Consider the following 14615-nt stretch of genomic DNA (forward strand, 5'->3'; position numbering starts at 1 on the left):
TCTGACGACATCACATGCTTGGCCCCAGTGTCCCCTGACAGCTTTTCCATATCCGGCCGTAGCCGCACCGGAAAGACGACGGGATGTCCTGCCTTGCCATCGTTAGTGGTCGCGCGCAGGATCGACTGGCCATCGAAAGCGTCCAAGATGGATGTCAGATCCTTTGCCGTCAGTATCTGGCAGGTCCGCCAGCACAACCATGATGTTGGTCGGCGTTGAAGGTAGAGCTTTCACCACCGTCGATAGGCTGTGCCCCATCCCCTGCGCGTCACTGGGAACCTGAACGCAGATCGCCTGTGTTCCTTCCACGACCTGTTGAATACTGCTGCCCTTTGGGACAGCAACATAGGGGACAAAACCTGCTTGATTGATCATCTCGATACGATCTTCAACAAGGCGATGCCCAGATGGAAGCTTACGCATCAGCTTGTCTTGTCCCATTCGGCGGGACTGGCCGGCGGCCAAAAGCACTATGGCAATGTCAGCCGCCGACATGATTTACTTTTCCGGGATCAAACCACGAGGGCTGAACCTTAAAACCAAAAGCAATACGATCCCCATCGAGAACAGGCGCATATGCGCAGCTGAATCTAGAAGATGGGTTTTCAGTGCAGAGCCTTCATCAAGCCCCATTGTGACAACGGACATCAACCAATGGCCAATCGGCTCGACCTGAATCCACAAAAACCAGATTAAGAAGGCACCAAGGACGGATCCAAGGTTGTTGCCAGATCCACCAACAATCACCATCACCCAGATCAGGAAGGTGAAGCGTAGAGGTTGATATGTTCCGGGTATGAATTGCCCGTCCAGCGTGGTCATCATCGCGCCTGCCAGCCCACACAAGGCCGAACCAAGCACAAATATCTGCAAGTGTCGTTTTGTGACGTCCTTGCCCATCGCTTGTGCTGCGACTTCGTTGTCGCGAATGGCGCGCATCATGCGGCCCCAAGGCGAATTCAGGGAAAGCTGCGCCAAAATGATCAGGACGATCAGCACCACTGTAAACAGAGCGGAATAGGACAGTTTCACCGCCAATGTCGATGCGGTGGTGGTGTTGATCCCAAGGCTGTCTGCGCGGGCAATGAAGTCCGCGCTTTGTTGCAGATCAACTTCGTACGGAACGGGGCGGGGCAGGCCGATGACGTTCTTAACGCCACGTGCCAGCCAATCTTCGTTCTTGATCACGGCAATTACGATCTCTGAAATCCCCAGCGTCGCAATTGCCAGATAATCTGACCGCAAACCCAACGCCGTCTTGCCGACGATCCAAGCAACGCCAGCGGCCAATAGACCCCCGACCGGCCATGCCAGAATGGTCATGTAGCCGTGCGCTTTGTAATTGTCCGGACCACCGGGGTTTAGGCCGCCAAGATATCCGGTTTGCGCTGGATTGATAGCCTCGACGCCAGAAACTCCCGCATCGAAAATGAAGCGATACAGGAAGAACCCCGCAACCAACATCGCAATGGTGGCAAGAACGCGGTTACGTCCAGCAGGCATACGACTGCGAAGCAAAACGGTCAGAACCACGGTGGCGCCGCCGATCAAAAGTCCAACTACGATGCCGACACCACCCGACGACCATGCGCCGGGCGTCGTTGGCATGGAAATGAGCACGGTGGCCAATCCCCCCAAGGCGACGAACCCCATGATCCCGACATTAAACAGCCCCGCATAGCCCCATTGAAGGTTCACTCCAAGCGCCATGATGGCCGAAATCAATGCCATGTTCAGGATGGTTAATGAGGCATTCCAGCTGCCTGCGAAAATCCACCAATTCGTTGATCCCTGAAGGATGAACAACAGCGCGACAGCTGCAAAAAGAAGCGGAGTACGAAGTGACTGGCTCATACCGATTGCCCCTTGAAAAGACCGGTGGGTTTGAACAGCAGCACGACGATCAGGATCACGAAGCTGACTGCGAATTTATAGTCTGTGGACATCAACTGCACGAGGCTGGAAGGTTCCAGGCTTTCCGGCAACAGATAGACCGCGATTTTCTTCCATGCATAAGTGATGGTGACTTCTGAAAACGCGATGACGAAGCCGCCAGCGATGGCCCCAAGTGGGCTTCCCAATCCGCCAACGATCGCAGACGCGAATATTGGAAGAAGCAGTTGGAAATAAGTGAACGGTTTGAATGTTTTGTCCAACCCATAAAGCGTGCCCGCGATTGTGATCAAGGCAGCCACGATGATCCAAGTGATCATCACCACCCGTTCGGGGTTGATGCCTGACAAAAGCGCCAAGTCCTCGTTATCGGAAAAGGCGCGCATGGATTTTCCGGTGCGTGTGCGGTTCAGGAACCAAAACAGCACAGCCACAACGATGATTGCGGTAACGATGGTGATGCCTTGGCTTGTCTTGAACGCCAAACCCTCGCTGAGACCCGTGGCCGTTTTGAAGTCACGCGCTTTGATAATAAAGCGCGCACCATCCGCAAATCGTTGCTCTCCGGGGCCAACGATAAAGCGCACAACACCGTTCATGATGAACATCACACCCATCGAGGCCATGACGAACACAATCGGTTTGGCTTTGACCCGTCGATAGAAGCGATAAACCGTCCGGTCCGTCAGGATCAAAAGAAGCGCGGTGACCGCGATGCCGAAGGGCAGGGCCAGAAGGGCGGTGGGAAGTGGGTGAATAGACAGTCCCATCGACTGAAACCACCAAGTGAACAAGATCGTCACCATCGCCCCGAATGCCATCGTGTCGCCATGTGCGAAGTTCGAGAACCGCAGGATGCCATAGATCAGCGTGACCCCCAGCGCGCCAAGCGCCAACTGGCTGCCATAGGCGATGGCGGGGATCAGTACAAAATTGGAAAGCGCGACAATCGCGTTTAGAAAGTCCATCAGAACTCTCCCTTACAGGTGCCCAGATAGGTGATCACCGTTGGGCCATCATTGGCATGCGCCGTAAAGCGCGCGGTATCCCCATTGCGGGACAAAAGGTATTCAGCGCCGTCGCCGGTGGCGAAAATCGTGGTCAATGCGTCAGTCTTTTTGGCGGCAATGATGGTGAGGTCTCCGAAATCAGTGATCAGTAGTTCCCCATCAATGTCAGCGGTCAGTGAGAAGGCGGTTTCCTGACAGGCGTCAGCTTCGTAGCATTCGGTTACAAACAAGCATTCCTGCGCGAAGGCGGGCAGCGGAAGAAGCGCGACAGTCAGCGGTATAATCAAACGCATTCCTTAGCCCCCCAAGAACGATCGGCGGACTTCTGGGTCGGCCAGAAGCTCTTTTCCCGATCCAGTGTGCGCGTTGCGTCCTTGAACCAGGACATAGCCTTTATCTGCGATCTCAAGCGCTTGGCGTGCATTCTGTTCCACCATCAAGATGGAGATGCCCGTACGGGCAACCTCAATGATCCGGTCAAAAAGTTCGTCCATCACGATGGGGCTGACGCCAGCGGTGGGTTCGTCCAGCATCAAAACGGTCGGCTTGGTCATCAACGCGCGGCCCACGGCCACCTGTTGACGCTGCCCACCAGAAAGCTCGCCTGCGGGCTGGTTGCGTTTCTCGCGCAGGATCGGGAAAAGGTCATAGACCTGTTCCATGGTTTCTTTCACGCCGTCTTCGCGGATGAACGCACCCATTTCCAGATTCTCTTCCACGCTCATCGAGCCAAAGATGTTGTTTGTTTGCGGGACAAAACCCATGCCCTTGCGCACGCGCGCCTGAGGGGCAAGGTTCGTAATGTCCTCGCCATCCAGCCGAACCGCGCCCTGTCGTAGATGTAACATGCCGAATACGGCTTTCATGCCTGTCGACTTGCCAGCACCATTGGGGCCGACAATGACTGCAATCTCGCCTTTCTCCACAGCAATGGTGCAGTCATGCAGAATATCGGGGCCGTTCTTGCCGTAACCGCCGGTCATACTGTCACCAATCAGAAAGGCATCTTTTGTGTGCACAGCCTGATCCGTCCCAGTTGCCGGGATCAAGGTGCCTTGGCCTTTGGGATTGGTGATCGAGGCGTCTTTATTGCCGCGATTTTCCTGATAGGGATTGCCGCTCATGCGCCCACCTTGTCTTTATTTTTCAAACCCGTGCCCAAATAGGCTTCGATCACGTGTTCATTGGCTTTAATCTCGGCCAGCGTGCCTTCGGCCAGCACTTTGCCCTCGGCCATACAGATCACCGGGTCACAGATTTTCTCGATGAAATCCATGTCATGTTCGATCACGACAAAGGTATAGCCGCGCTCTTCGTTCAGACGTTTGATGGCGTCTGCAATGGTGTAAAGCAGCGTGCGGTTCACGCCTGCGCCAACTTCGTCCAGAAAGACGATCTTGGCGTCCACCATCATGGTTCGGCCCAGCTCTAGCAACTTCTTTTGTCCGCCCGAAATCTCACCCGCGCGCAAGTCAGCAATGTGAGAAATCGTTAGGAATTCAAGCACTTCATCCGCATTGGCGCGCAGCGCACGTTCTTCGTCCGCAATCCTTTTGCGGCCAAACCAAGTGTCCCAAAGCCGTTCGCCGGATTGACCACCGGGCACCATCATCAGGTTCTCACGGCAGGTCATCGATCCAAACTCATGCGCGATCTGGAACGTGCGCAGAAGGCCTTTGTGGAATAATTCGTGTGGGGGCAGGCCGGTAATGTCTTCGCCCGCCATCGTGATCCGCCCCGAAGTGGGCTTCAACACGCCAGCGATCACGTTAAACAGAGTTGTCTTGCCTGCGCCGTTGGGTCCGATCAGTCCTGTTATGGACTGCTCTTGGATGGTCATGGTTGCCCCGTCGACAGCACGAAATCCGCCGAATTGCTTGTGGACATCCTCGATGACGATCATATGTGCTCTCCTGCCACCTTAAGTTAGCGGCGTAACTTACAGAAACAGCCCGGAAAAACCGGGCTGCTTCACTTTAATCAAAGTCAATTTAGTGGAAGCCAACTTCCTTGAACTCGCCACCTTCGATGACGACTTCACGGTAGCTTCCGCCGCTCTCGCCAGCGCCGACCAGCTCAACGTCCGAACCACCAACATAGTCGATGTCACCGCCGTTCGACAGGATCTCAAGCGCTTTTGCCAGTTCACCGGGGCCGATCGGCTCACCGGGGGCATTCGCAACTTCAGTGATCGCTGCTGCAACAGCAGCACCGTCTGTGGAGCCAGCTTTGTGCATGCCCAGCAGAAGAACAGCAGCCGAGTCGTAGCCTTCTTTTGCATAGACTGATTTGCCGTCGATACCAGCATCTGCCAGCAGAGCTTCCAACGCACCTGCGCCGTCGTTCTTCGAAGCAGGGTGCTGACCGAACGAACCGTCCAAATCCGCGCCGAACTTTTCAGTCAGAGCGTCCGAAACCATGCCGTCGGGCAGGACAAACATGTCAAATGCACCGGAATCCAGAGCACCTTGGATGACGCCTGCGCCACCTTGGTCTGAATAGCCTGCGACGACCAGTGCATCACCACCAGCCGAAGCCAGTGCACCAACTTCAGCCGAGTAGTCGGCTTTGCCATCTTCGTGTGCAGCGTTGATGGTAACTGTACCGCCAGCCGCTTCAAACGAAGCAGCAAAGCTGTCAGCCAGACCTTTGCCGTAGTCGTTGTTGGTGTAGGTCAAAGCAACCGATTTGATGCCTTTGCCCATGATGATGTCTGCCATCAGCTCACCCTGACGGGCATCTGACGGGGCCAGACGAAAGAACAGACCGTTGTCTTCCAGCGTGGACAGAGCAGGCGATGTCGCCGAGGGCGAAACCTGAGCCACACCGTTTGGCATTGCAACACCGGTCAGAACTGCACCGGTTGCGCCCGAACACATGGCGCCAACGATACCGGCAACACCGTCACCAGTGACCAGACGTTCCGCAGCAGCGGTTGCAGCAGCCGAGTCAACACAGGTCGAGTCGCCGCGAACAGCCATGACTTCTTTGCCGCCCATGAACTTGCCGCTTTCGCTGACTTCTTTGATTGCGGTTTCAGCGCCGCCAGCGATGGGCGGAGCAAGGCTTTCCAGTGGACCGGTGAAGCCCAGCAGAACGCCGATTTTGACAGCGTGATCGTCAGCGAAGGCTGCGCCACATGTCAGTGCGGTGGCCGCAGTGGCCAGCAAAAGTTTCTTCATTATTGTTCTCCCAATTGGAAAATTCCGGGTTTGACCCTAGGCGCGAGCTTCGAAAAAGAAAAGGCCGAACCAAAGGAATTCGGCAAAAAACCACCGGCTTTACGGATCGTCATTCTTGGGTCGTGCAAGCGCAAAGTATTCACTGTCGCACCATTCTCCGTTGATCTTGATTGTCGCGCGCGCAGAATGCGTCAGCTGAAACCCCAGATGCGCCAACAGTCGCTTTGATCCAGTATTTCTGGGATCAATTTCGGCTGTGATCTTGGACAGGGCAGGGTGCTTTTCCCAAGCAGCGCCAATAATGCACTGCAGCGCTTCACTGGCTAACCCGCGTCCCCAAAAATCGGGATGTAAGATATAGCCAATCTCGGCGATGCGCCAAAGTCCGGCTTTGCCAATCACTTGCCCGTTATGCACAAGGATATATTCCAACCCGGTTTTGGCGTAGGACGCGATCATACCGTCCAATGTCTCCTGTGTTCTTTTCAGGCTCGTATGCGCGGGGTGGCTCCAATAAGCCATTGCAGATTGGTCCGAAAATATCTGGTGCAGCGCTTGGACATCATCCAAGCTTGGTGGACGAAGTACTAGGCGATCAGTCTTAATGATCACGCTGGTTTAACACCGCGGCTCCCGCGTTCCCGATAGGGGGTGGTGTCATAATGCGACCGGTAGCATTTTGAGAAATGCGAGGGGCTTGAGAAACCGCAAGACAGCGCGACATTGATCACGCTCATATCCGTTTGCATCAGAAGGTTGCGCGCTTTTTGAAGGCGCAGCTCCATGTAATAGCGTTTGGGAGAGCGGTTAAGATAGCGACGGAACAGGCGTTCTAACTGGCGGGTCGACATGCCGACTTCGGATGCAAGCACGGAAGGCGAGATCGGCTCTTCAATATTTGCTTCCATCTTGCGGATAACGTCACTGAGCTTGGGGTGCCGAACACCAATCCGGGTTGGCACTGACAGACGTTGGCTGTCGCTTTCCGTTCGAATTGTGGTGTAAATCTGCTGATCGGCCACCACATTGGCGACATCCTCGCCTTGATCTTCCGCGATAATCTTCAAAATCAAGTCAATCGCTGCGGTTCCGCCAGCAGCTGTCATGACCTTTCCATCCACCACAAAGACTCGTTTGGTCAATTCGACCTCATCGAATTCCTCTGAAAAACTGTCATGGTTTTCCCAGTGGATCGTGGCACGCTTTTCGTTCAGCAATCCAGCTTTGGCCAAGATATGAGCCGCCGTGCACAGGCCAGCCATGCGAACCCCGCGACGCGCTTCGCGCCGCAACCAGTTCAACAGCTTTGTGCTGCAGTTGTTTTTAACATCGACACCTGACACCAGCACCAATGTATCATCGCGCCGAAGCTCTTCCAGCGGACCATCGGCCAGAAAGCTTGGCCCTGCGGAAGACTTAACTTCGCTGCCGTCCTCGGTCAGGATTTTCCAATCATAAAGCTTTTGACCGCTTGCCCGATTGGCAATGCGCAACGCGTCAATCGCTCCTGCAAAACTAAGCAGAGTAAATCCGTCAACCAGCACAAAAACGAACCGGCGCGTGGCCTGTTCATTTTTCTCCGAGAGATTGGTCATACGACTCACCCTTTGCTTTCTGGGTTCAATAAAGCTAGCGACGAATTCAGCAGTTTTACGACCCTACAGCAAGTCGCTTTTTTATCAATCATACCGCACCAATAAGAATGCGACAAACGATGAGAGATTTACGCCAAAATCAAGTTGTACAACACTGTTTGCACGCAAGCGTTTGTCGCGGTAGAAGAGGTCTTGCCCGGAAAAGAGGGCGAAGAACTATAGTTTACGGAGAAAAACCATGACGGAGTGGGACAAGTCGACCTGGCGCAATAAGCCAAGGGTACAGATGCCAGACTATACCGATCCGGCCGCATTGGCCGTGGTCGAGGCGCAACTTGCAAAGTATCCGCCACTGGTTTTTGCCGGCGAAGCCATGCGTTTGCGTGAACAGCTTGGCCGTGCATCGCGCGGAGAAGCGTTCCTTTTGCAGGGCGGCGACTGTGCAGAAAGCTTTGCGGATTTTTCCGCAGATGGCATTCGCGACACGTTCAAAGTTATGCTGCAGATGGCCATGGTTCTGACCTTTGGCGCTAAAGTGCCCGTGATCAAAGTCGGCCGCATGGCCGGTCAGTTCGCCAAGCCGCGTTCGGCCCCGACTGAAACGTTGGATGGTGTGGAACTGCCCAGCTACCGTGGTGATATCATCAACGAGCTGGATTTCACCTCGGACTCGCGCATTCCTGATCCACAGAAGATGCTGCAGGCCTATACTCAGTCAGCGGCCACGCTGAACCTTCTGCGCGCCTTTTCGACAGGCGGTCTGGCGGATGTGCATCAGGTGCATAAGTGGACGTTGGATTTCACCGCATCGGGTGAGGCCGAGAAATACCGCGCGATGGCCGAGCGTATTCAGGACAGTCTCGATTTCATGCAGTCCGCAGGTGTCACTGCTGACCGAATGCACAGCTTGCAGACGGTAGATTTCTACACGTCGCACGAAAGCCTGTTGCTTGAATATGAAGAAGCGTTGACCCGTTTGGACGCCACAACTGGTAAAACCGTGGCCGGTTCAGGTCACATGCTGTGGATCGGCGACCGTACCCGTCAACCTGACGGTGCGCATGTCGAATTCCTGCGTGGTGTGATCAACCCGATTGGTTTGAAATGTGGTCCAACCACGACGGCTGAAGATCTGAAGGTGCTGCTTGAGAAGTTGAACCCGGAAAACGATCCTGGCCGTTTGACCCTGATCGCGCGTTTCGGGGCTGGAAATGTTGCTGAACATCTACCGCGGCTGATCAAGACCGTGCAGGAAGAGGGCGCGAATGTCGTTTGGTCCTGTGATCCAATGCATGGCAACACGATCAAATCGGCTTCGGGCTACAAAACACGTCCATTCGATAGCGTGCTGCGCGAAGTTCAGGAGTTCTTTGGTGTTCACAAGGCCGAGGGCTCGGTCCCCGGTGGTGTGCATTTCGAGATGACCGGTTCGGACGTCACCGAATGCACCGGTGGTGTACGCGCAGTGACCGACGAAGATTTGTCGGATCGCTACCACACCGCCTGCGACCCACGCCTGAATGCCAGCCAATCGCTGGAACTGGCGTTCCTTGTCGCGGAAGAGCTGTCTTCCATGCGCAATGGGAATGCATTGGCGGCGAAAGCCAGCTAAGCCAAAGACACAGTCAGAATCCAAAAACGCCCCGGCCGAAACCGGGGCGTTTTTTCTTGCCAAGAGGTGAAACGCCCCTTCCACACATGGCAAAGTTAATCGGTCTTGATCAGCTTAAGATGGGTGACCTTCGCGTTCACTTGGTCCGTAGATGTTTCATGCACATCACCAAGATCAAAGTGACGGCGCGCTTCCGCAAATTCACCCGACGTGTCGCCGTCAAAACTCTTTGGTTCGCGAAACACATGACCAGAAAGCCCGCGCGGACGCGTGCCTAAACGTTGATTTACTACTTGCTGATGTGGGTTTACGGATTTCGTTCCGGCTTGATAGCTTTTCTTTACCTGATCATCGGTCGGCGCGTTCTTGTCATCCACGACGATGGGTGTAACGTCGACCGAGCGGATGGTGAACCTTTGCGGTCCGCGCTCCAGTTCGCCGCTGACTTGCAATGCCCCAAGAGCACGCGTGATCAGACCGCTTTCATCACGCAGGGGAAGCAAAACCATTTGGGCTTCTTGTCCCCTACGGAAAGTGCGCCCTTCGCTTTCGAGCGATAAAGTGATCTGAGAAGGCATATCAAACAGATTCTCCAACGCATGATGAAGCTCTTTTCGGGCTTCTGTCGTGAAGAACACAGAAATGGGCATCCCGCGCACTTCCATGTCCAGCACATCATTCATGTGTTGACCGGCAAGCCGGATGCGCGCCAGTCCCGGTGCGATCTTTTCAAGAATGAAGGCTTCGTGCAATGCGCCAGCCATGCCTCGCGGATCGACCTCTTGCCGGGTTGGGCATAGGCGACCATTCCGTAGGCCGTCCCAGTATGCTTCGACCTGCGCGATCGAACTAAACTTCTGAACCTGACGGGCCGAAGACAATGAGACGACATTGCCGTTTCGAAGATAGTCGATTTTCATCTTAGGTTCCCGGCAGTTTGGTCCCGTTTGGATACTGTCTGATCCTTGTTCAATCGGTGACCGTTTGTTAACGAATATATAAGTAATGCTTACTGATGTCTTAATATGTCACATTCAGATCGAATTTGGCGGGAATTCTTATCAAATGGTTAACCTAACATGATTTACTCGATGACCGGATACTCCAGCGCCACAGGTGAACGTAATGGATTTACCTGGATTTGGGACCTGAGATCGGTGAATGCGCGTGGGCTAGACATTAGAACTCGGTTGCCAGATGGGCTGGATGGCGTTGAGGATCAGCTGCGAAAATGCCTTAAACAGAACGTCGCGCGTGGAAATATTTCGGTCACTTTGCGTGTGTCCCATCCCGAAGATGACGGGCAATATGCTGTAAATCCAGACCGTCTTGCGCAAGCGATTTCTCACTTGTCGTCGATTGCGGCCGAGGCGGAAATGCGCGGGCTTCCGGTATCCCAAGTGTCCGCCGCTGATATCGCGCAGCTTCGGGGCGTTATCGAAATGCGTGCCGCAGATGCTGACAGCCGCGCGCCCTTGGTCGAAGCGCTGAAGGAACAAATCCCATCCTTGGTTGACGCTTTCAAAGCCTCGCGGCTTGAAGAAGGACAGTCTTTGGCGGCGATCCTGTCGGGGCAAGTCGACACCGTTGAAACGCTTGTTTCAAAATCCGAAGGGTTGCTTGACGCCCGGTCGCAGGCGCAGGCAGATGGGCTACGTGACGCGATGGCACGCATCATGGATGCCACAGAAGGGGCTGACCCTGATCGCATCGCGCAAGAGCTGGCGTTGATCGCCGTTAAAACCGATGTACGCGAGGAACTGGATCGCCTTAAGGCACACATATCCGCCGCGCGATCCCATCTGAAAGCAGGAGAGCCCGCAGGCCGCAAGCTCGATTTCTTGATGCAGGAATTCAATCGCGAAGCCAACACCTTGTGTTCCAAGGCACAATTCAACGAACTGACCAGCGTAGGGCTTGACCTGAAGCACGTGATTGATCAGATGCGCGAACAAGTTCAGAACGTGGAGTGACCCCATGAACGCCCCTGACACCAAACGCCGCGGCCTTCTTATCATCCTGTCGTCCCCTTCGGGTGCTGGCAAATCAACCTTGGCCAAACGGTTGATGGAGTGGGATCCGACGCTCAGCTTTTCGGTCTCGGCCACCACGCGCGCGCCGCGTGACGGGGAAATAGACGGCGAACACTATCATTTCGTAGACGAAAGCCGCTTTCGCGAAATGGTTATTCAGGGCGAGATGTTGGAGCACGCTCACGTCTTCGGCAACTTCTATGGATCTCCCGCAGAACCCGTGCGCAAAGCCATCGAAAGCGGCAAAGATGTTCTGTTTGATGTGGACTGGCAGGGCGAGGTGCAGATCCGCAATTCGTCCATGGCCTCGCATTCTTTATCGATTTTCATCCTGCCGCCCTCAATCGACGAATTGCGATCGCGCCTGGTTGGGCGTGGGCAGGACAGCGATGACGTGATCCAGAAGCGCATGCAGAAAAGCTGGGACGAGATCAGCCACTGGGGCAGCTATGATTACGTTCTGGTGAACGACGACCTAGAGGAAACGGCGAAACGATTGATTACCATCGTCGAAGCCACCCGTCAGCGCCGCAATCAACAGCCAAGCCTGCTGGACCACGTACGCAAATTGCAATCCGAGTTTGAAGAGGGAAGCGTATGATTTACGAACTGGACGGGATTGCCCCAGAGATTGCTGAAGATGCGTTCATCGCGCCGGACGCCAATCTGATTGGCAAAGTGCGGATCGCAGCCAAAGCCTCGGTCTGGTTTGGATCGACCCTGCGCGGGGATAACGAGCTGATCGAGGTGGGCGAAGGCAGCAACGTGCAGGAAAACAGCGTTTTCCACACGGATATGGGCTTTCCGCTGACAATCGGTAAGAACGTGACCGTTGGCCACAAAGTGCTGCTACACGGCTGCACGATTGGTGATGGCAGCCTGATCGGCATGAACGCCACGGTGATGAACGGCGCTGTGATTGGCAAAAACTGTCTGATCGGGGCAGGGGCGTTGGTGACAGAGGGCAAAGTGATCCCGGATGGATCGATGGTTCTGGGCGCGCCGGGCAAAGTGGTTCGCGTGTTGGATGCGGCGGCTATCAAGGGGCTAGAGGCCTCGGCGCTTGGCTATCAAGCGAATGCGGCGCGGTTTTTGGCCGGGTTGAAGGCTGTCGGGTGAGTTGATGTCCAAAGTCTGTTTTGAGCCCATTTTGACCGATGCTGCAGTGCGCATGAGTGTCGGCTTTGCTACAACACTGTTTATCAGAATTAATCCAAGCCCCCCAAACAGAGTGTCTAAGATCGCTTCACTCGGCGTTTGAAACCTTCGGTAAAGGCGGCGAGCGCGCCGGATTGGGGCCAACCAGCCATATGTACCGAAGATTACAAATATGATTATTGCAGATCATGCCGTGAACAACAGCTGCAGTAACCAATCTTTAATTGCAGACCCGGCAATCGTCGGGAGCGGTGCCTATCGTAAGGCAACTTTTGATTTTCGACTGTCACAGTGAGGTCATGCAATAGTCATGGTGCGCTCCTCAAACCGCAACGGGTGCAGTTTGGATGTCAATACTGAACGCCAGACGAGCTTTGGATTGAATTGGAAGACCTGTAAAATTGCGAAAGAAAACAATCGTTAAGGCTCATCGAGATTAGAATTCTGTGCTCCATTCTTATCCAGAATATCTAGTAACGCATGGGAGCCAATCCCGCCTGAAACCAGTTCAGAAAGCTGACAATCGAATAAACCGGCCGCCCCGCGATCATTGCAATGTCTGCAGCATAGGGTGCCATGTTGGTGCATTCGAGCACGATTGCACCCACGGACTTGCGCGTTGAAACGAGCTTCTGCGCTATTGCGTTCATTTCAGTCTGGCAGGACGCGAAATCTATGTCAGGTAAGTCGTCAAAAATTGCAGTCGCAAAGGCCCCGTCGCGTGGCAATCCCTCTATCAGCACATCGCCTCGGGCACCTGCGGCTTGCAAATGCTCGGTCCTCAAGCTTTCTTTTGAGATGGTCAGAACACCGACTTCTTGATTGGTGGGCAGCATCGCCTCGATCATCGGTATTTGCATCAAGGATGAACTAGCAAAAGGAACGCCCAGAGCGTCTTTTAACTCATCTTGCATAAGCGACAGAAATCCGCAGGACGTTGTCAGCCCAGTGCAACCGTCGGCAACCAACTCGCGTCCGACTTGAATAAAGGTGTCCAAAAGCACGCGCGGGTCTTCGTGCACAACTTTTTGAGCACTGGCCCCACCTACCGTGCGCAGATGGACGGGAAAATCCCACGTGTGCCTGTGACCAATGTCGCCAAGAGGGCGCGGAAAATTGGTCTCTAACATCAGTATTCCGATAGCTGCACGTTCCATATCGCCTCCTATTTCGCGCGTTCGATGGGTCTGCCGTCGACGTTGTATGGCTGCAATTCCGTCAATAGCAGCGCCAGGAATTCTTTGCCAAGCTGCGAAAGCGGTCGCGTAGCAGAAGTGATCACGGCCATGTCCATCATTATTGGTGGTTCAAAGCGACGGGAGACAAAGCGGTCATCATAATCAAACTCCAACCCAAAGCGGTCAAGCAACGCAACTCCCATGCCCTCCTTAACGAAGGCTAGTAGGTTCTTAAATAGATGCGAATGTACCCGTGATTTCATTGGGACGTTGGAATTCTCAAACGCCTCTCGAAGTCGCCGCTGGGTGATGTGATCAGGCCCCATCACAAGCAACGGCTCGTCTTTCAGAAGTTCTGGTGTAAGCACTTCGTGTCGTTGCAGCGGGTTATCCTTGTGCAACGCTATGCGCGTTTCTACATGCAGCTGGTAGTATTGCAGCGTGTCATAAAGCATCGGCATTTCGCAGATGCCAATTTCGAAAAGACCTGATAAGACCCACTCCTGAATTTTCGAACTATACTGCGACTGGAACGAGATGTTCATGTCAGGTCTGGTTTTTGCAAATTCGGCGATGAGCTTCGGTACAAAACCGAATGACATAGAGTGCTGCGACGCGATCTGAAGTTGCCCGGCTTGTTTGTTTTGCAAATCAACTACGGTCTGTGTGACGTGATCAAGTCCGCGCACGATCGTGTCGATCTCTCGGTGCATCAGCTCTGCCTCCGGGGTCGGGACAAGCCGGCCGTGCAAGCGCTCAAAAAGCGTAAGCCCAGTTTGACGCTCTAGTTGGGCCAGCAAGTTTGATATCCCCGGCTGAGAGATTCCCAAGGAGTCGGCAGCACCTGTGACGGTGCCGGTCTCGATGATGGCATGGAACGCCTGAAGTTGTCGGAACCGAAGTCTCATATCGCAACATATCACTTTGAGTTATATGATTGCCAGTAATTAGTAT

The 14615-nt window shown here is 54.3% G+C and carries 16 protein-coding genes; 4 read left to right on the forward strand and 12 right to left on the reverse strand.

Annotation, left to right across the window (positions count from 1 at the left end; genetic code table 11):
- Nucleotides 1–102 precede the first annotated feature (102 nt).
- From AC0L6A_RS09355 to AC0L6A_RS09395, 9 genes are all read right to left on the reverse strand, one after another.
- Entirely contained in the window at nucleotides 103–495 is a 393-nt protein-coding gene (locus tag AC0L6A_RS09355; RefSeq protein WP_473289496.1) for a nucleotidyltransferase family protein, read from the reverse strand.
- 3 nt (nucleotides 496–498) lie between these two features.
- Nucleotides 499–1854 carry an ABC transporter permease subunit gene (locus AC0L6A_RS09360; RefSeq protein ID WP_473289498.1) on the reverse strand — a complete coding sequence of 452 codons (1356 nt, stop codon included), beginning with the start codon at nucleotides 1852–1854 and terminating at the stop codon, nucleotides 499–501.
- Nucleotides 1851–2861 (reverse strand): branched-chain amino acid ABC transporter permease, encoded by a 1011-nt coding sequence (locus tag AC0L6A_RS09365; protein ID WP_473289500.1) that lies wholly within the window; start codon nucleotides 2859–2861, stop codon nucleotides 1851–1853. The genes AC0L6A_RS09360 and AC0L6A_RS09365 overlap by 4 nt, the downstream gene beginning before the upstream one ends.
- Nucleotides 2861–3196, reverse strand: coding sequence for a hypothetical protein (locus AC0L6A_RS09370; protein ID WP_473289502.1), 336 nt, complete (start codon nucleotides 3194–3196; stop codon nucleotides 2861–2863). The genes AC0L6A_RS09365 and AC0L6A_RS09370 overlap by 1 nt, the downstream gene beginning before the upstream one ends.
- Nucleotides 3197–3199: 3 nt before the next feature.
- On the reverse strand, nucleotides 3200–4027 hold the full coding sequence (locus AC0L6A_RS09375) for an ABC transporter ATP-binding protein (protein ID WP_473289504.1): 828 nt from the start codon (nucleotides 4025–4027) through the stop codon (nucleotides 3200–3202).
- Nucleotides 4024–4806 (reverse strand): ABC transporter ATP-binding protein, encoded by a 783-nt coding sequence (locus AC0L6A_RS09380; RefSeq protein ID WP_473289506.1) that lies wholly within the window; start codon nucleotides 4804–4806, stop codon nucleotides 4024–4026. The genes AC0L6A_RS09375 and AC0L6A_RS09380 overlap by 4 nt, the downstream gene beginning before the upstream one ends.
- A gap of 88 nt (nucleotides 4807–4894) precedes the next feature.
- A complete protein-coding gene (locus tag AC0L6A_RS09385; RefSeq protein WP_473289508.1) occupies nucleotides 4895–6085 on the reverse strand; it encodes an ABC transporter substrate-binding protein in 1191 nt (396 codons plus the stop codon).
- Nucleotides 6086–6184: 99 nt separating this feature from the next.
- Nucleotides 6185–6697, reverse strand: coding sequence for a GNAT family N-acetyltransferase (locus tag AC0L6A_RS09390; protein ID WP_473289510.1), 513 nt, complete (start codon nucleotides 6695–6697; stop codon nucleotides 6185–6187).
- Nucleotides 6694–7680, reverse strand: a complete 987-nt coding sequence (locus AC0L6A_RS09395; protein ID WP_473289512.1) for a GlxA family transcriptional regulator — start codon at nucleotides 7678–7680, stop codon at nucleotides 6694–6696. The genes AC0L6A_RS09390 and AC0L6A_RS09395 overlap by 4 nt, the downstream gene beginning before the upstream one ends.
- 238 nt (nucleotides 7681–7918) lie before the next feature.
- Between AC0L6A_RS09395 and AC0L6A_RS09400 the strand changes: the two genes are divergently transcribed.
- Nucleotides 7919–9292 carry a class II 3-deoxy-7-phosphoheptulonate synthase gene (locus AC0L6A_RS09400; RefSeq protein WP_473289514.1) on the forward strand — a complete coding sequence of 458 codons (1374 nt, stop codon included), beginning with the start codon at nucleotides 7919–7921 and terminating at the stop codon, nucleotides 9290–9292.
- A gap of 95 nt (nucleotides 9293–9387) precedes the next feature.
- Here the strand turns inward: AC0L6A_RS09400 and AC0L6A_RS09405 are convergent, their stop codons facing one another.
- On the reverse strand, nucleotides 9388–10212 hold the full coding sequence (locus AC0L6A_RS09405; RefSeq protein ID WP_473289515.1) for a PAS domain-containing protein: 825 nt from the start codon (nucleotides 10210–10212) through the stop codon (nucleotides 9388–9390).
- A 159-nt stretch (nucleotides 10213–10371) separates the two neighbouring features.
- On the opposite strand from AC0L6A_RS09405, the gene AC0L6A_RS09410 reads away from it, so the two are divergent.
- From AC0L6A_RS09410 to AC0L6A_RS09420, 3 genes are read left to right on the forward strand one after another with little or no spacing between them, the layout of a single operon-like run.
- The gene (locus tag AC0L6A_RS09410) at nucleotides 10372–11265 is read left to right on the forward strand and encodes a YicC/YloC family endoribonuclease (protein WP_473289517.1); all 894 of its coding nucleotides are present in this window, start codon (nucleotides 10372–10374) and stop codon (nucleotides 11263–11265) included.
- 4 nt (nucleotides 11266–11269) lie between these two features.
- Complete coding sequence (gene gmk / locus AC0L6A_RS09415; protein WP_473289519.1) at nucleotides 11270–11926, forward strand: guanylate kinase; 657 nt, start codon at nucleotides 11270–11272, stop codon at nucleotides 11924–11926.
- Nucleotides 11923–12444, forward strand: coding sequence for a gamma carbonic anhydrase family protein (locus tag AC0L6A_RS09420; protein WP_473289521.1), 522 nt, complete (start codon nucleotides 11923–11925; stop codon nucleotides 12442–12444). Before gmk ends, AC0L6A_RS09420 begins: the two co-directional genes overlap by 4 nt.
- 509 nt (nucleotides 12445–12953) lie before the next feature.
- Here AC0L6A_RS09420 and AC0L6A_RS09425 read toward each other — a convergent pair.
- Both AC0L6A_RS09425 and AC0L6A_RS09430 read right to left on the reverse strand, forming a co-directional pair.
- Entirely contained in the window at nucleotides 12954–13640 is a 687-nt protein-coding gene (locus AC0L6A_RS09425; protein WP_473289523.1) for an aspartate/glutamate racemase family protein, read from the reverse strand.
- 8 nt (nucleotides 13641–13648) lie between these two features.
- On the reverse strand, nucleotides 13649–14569 hold the full coding sequence (locus AC0L6A_RS09430) for a LysR family transcriptional regulator (protein WP_473289524.1): 921 nt from the start codon (nucleotides 14567–14569) through the stop codon (nucleotides 13649–13651).
- Nucleotides 14570–14615 lie beyond the last annotated feature (46 nt).

This window comes from Aliiroseovarius sp. D2-2 (assembly GCF_055809455.1).

Excerpts from the sequence above, each read along its gene's own strand:
- AC0L6A_RS09355 (WP_473289496.1), bottom strand. The coding sequence starts at position 495 with ATGTCGGCGGCTGACATTGCCATAGTGCTTTTGGCCGCCGGCCAGTCC.
- AC0L6A_RS09360 (WP_473289498.1), bottom strand. The coding sequence starts at position 1,854 with ATGAGCCAGTCACTTCGTACTCCGCTTCTTTTTGCAGCTGTCGCGCTG.
- AC0L6A_RS09365 (WP_473289500.1), bottom strand. The coding sequence starts at position 2,861 with ATGGACTTTCTAAACGCGATTGTCGCGCTTTCCAATTTTGTACTGATC.
- AC0L6A_RS09370 (WP_473289502.1), bottom strand. The coding sequence starts at position 3,196 with ATGCGTTTGATTATACCGCTGACTGTCGCGCTTCTTCCGCTGCCCGCC.
- AC0L6A_RS09375 (WP_473289504.1), bottom strand. The coding sequence starts at position 4,027 with ATGAGCGGCAATCCCTATCAGGAAAATCGCGGCAATAAAGACGCCTCG.
- AC0L6A_RS09380 (WP_473289506.1), bottom strand. The coding sequence starts at position 4,806 with ATGATCGTCATCGAGGATGTCCACAAGCAATTCGGCGGATTTCGTGCT.
- AC0L6A_RS09385 (WP_473289508.1), bottom strand. The coding sequence starts at position 6,085 with ATGAAGAAACTTTTGCTGGCCACTGCGGCCACCGCACTGACATGTGGC.
- AC0L6A_RS09395 (WP_473289512.1), bottom strand. The coding sequence starts at position 7,680 with ATGACCAATCTCTCGGAGAAAAATGAACAGGCCACGCGCCGGTTCGTT.
- AC0L6A_RS09400 (WP_473289514.1), top strand. The coding sequence starts at position 7,919 with ATGACGGAGTGGGACAAGTCGACCTGGCGCAATAAGCCAAGGGTACAG.
- AC0L6A_RS09405 (WP_473289515.1), bottom strand. The coding sequence starts at position 10,212 with ATGAAAATCGACTATCTTCGAAACGGCAATGTCGTCTCATTGTCTTCG.
- AC0L6A_RS09410 (WP_473289517.1), top strand. The coding sequence starts at position 10,372 with ATGATTTACTCGATGACCGGATACTCCAGCGCCACAGGTGAACGTAAT.
- gmk (WP_473289519.1), top strand. The coding sequence starts at position 11,270 with ATGAACGCCCCTGACACCAAACGCCGCGGCCTTCTTATCATCCTGTCG.
- AC0L6A_RS09420 (WP_473289521.1), top strand. The coding sequence starts at position 11,923 with ATGATTTACGAACTGGACGGGATTGCCCCAGAGATTGCTGAAGATGCG.
- AC0L6A_RS09425 (WP_473289523.1), bottom strand. The coding sequence starts at position 13,640 with ATGGAACGTGCAGCTATCGGAATACTGATGTTAGAGACCAATTTTCCG.
- AC0L6A_RS09430 (WP_473289524.1), bottom strand. The coding sequence starts at position 14,569 with ATGAGACTTCGGTTCCGACAACTTCAGGCGTTCCATGCCATCATCGAG.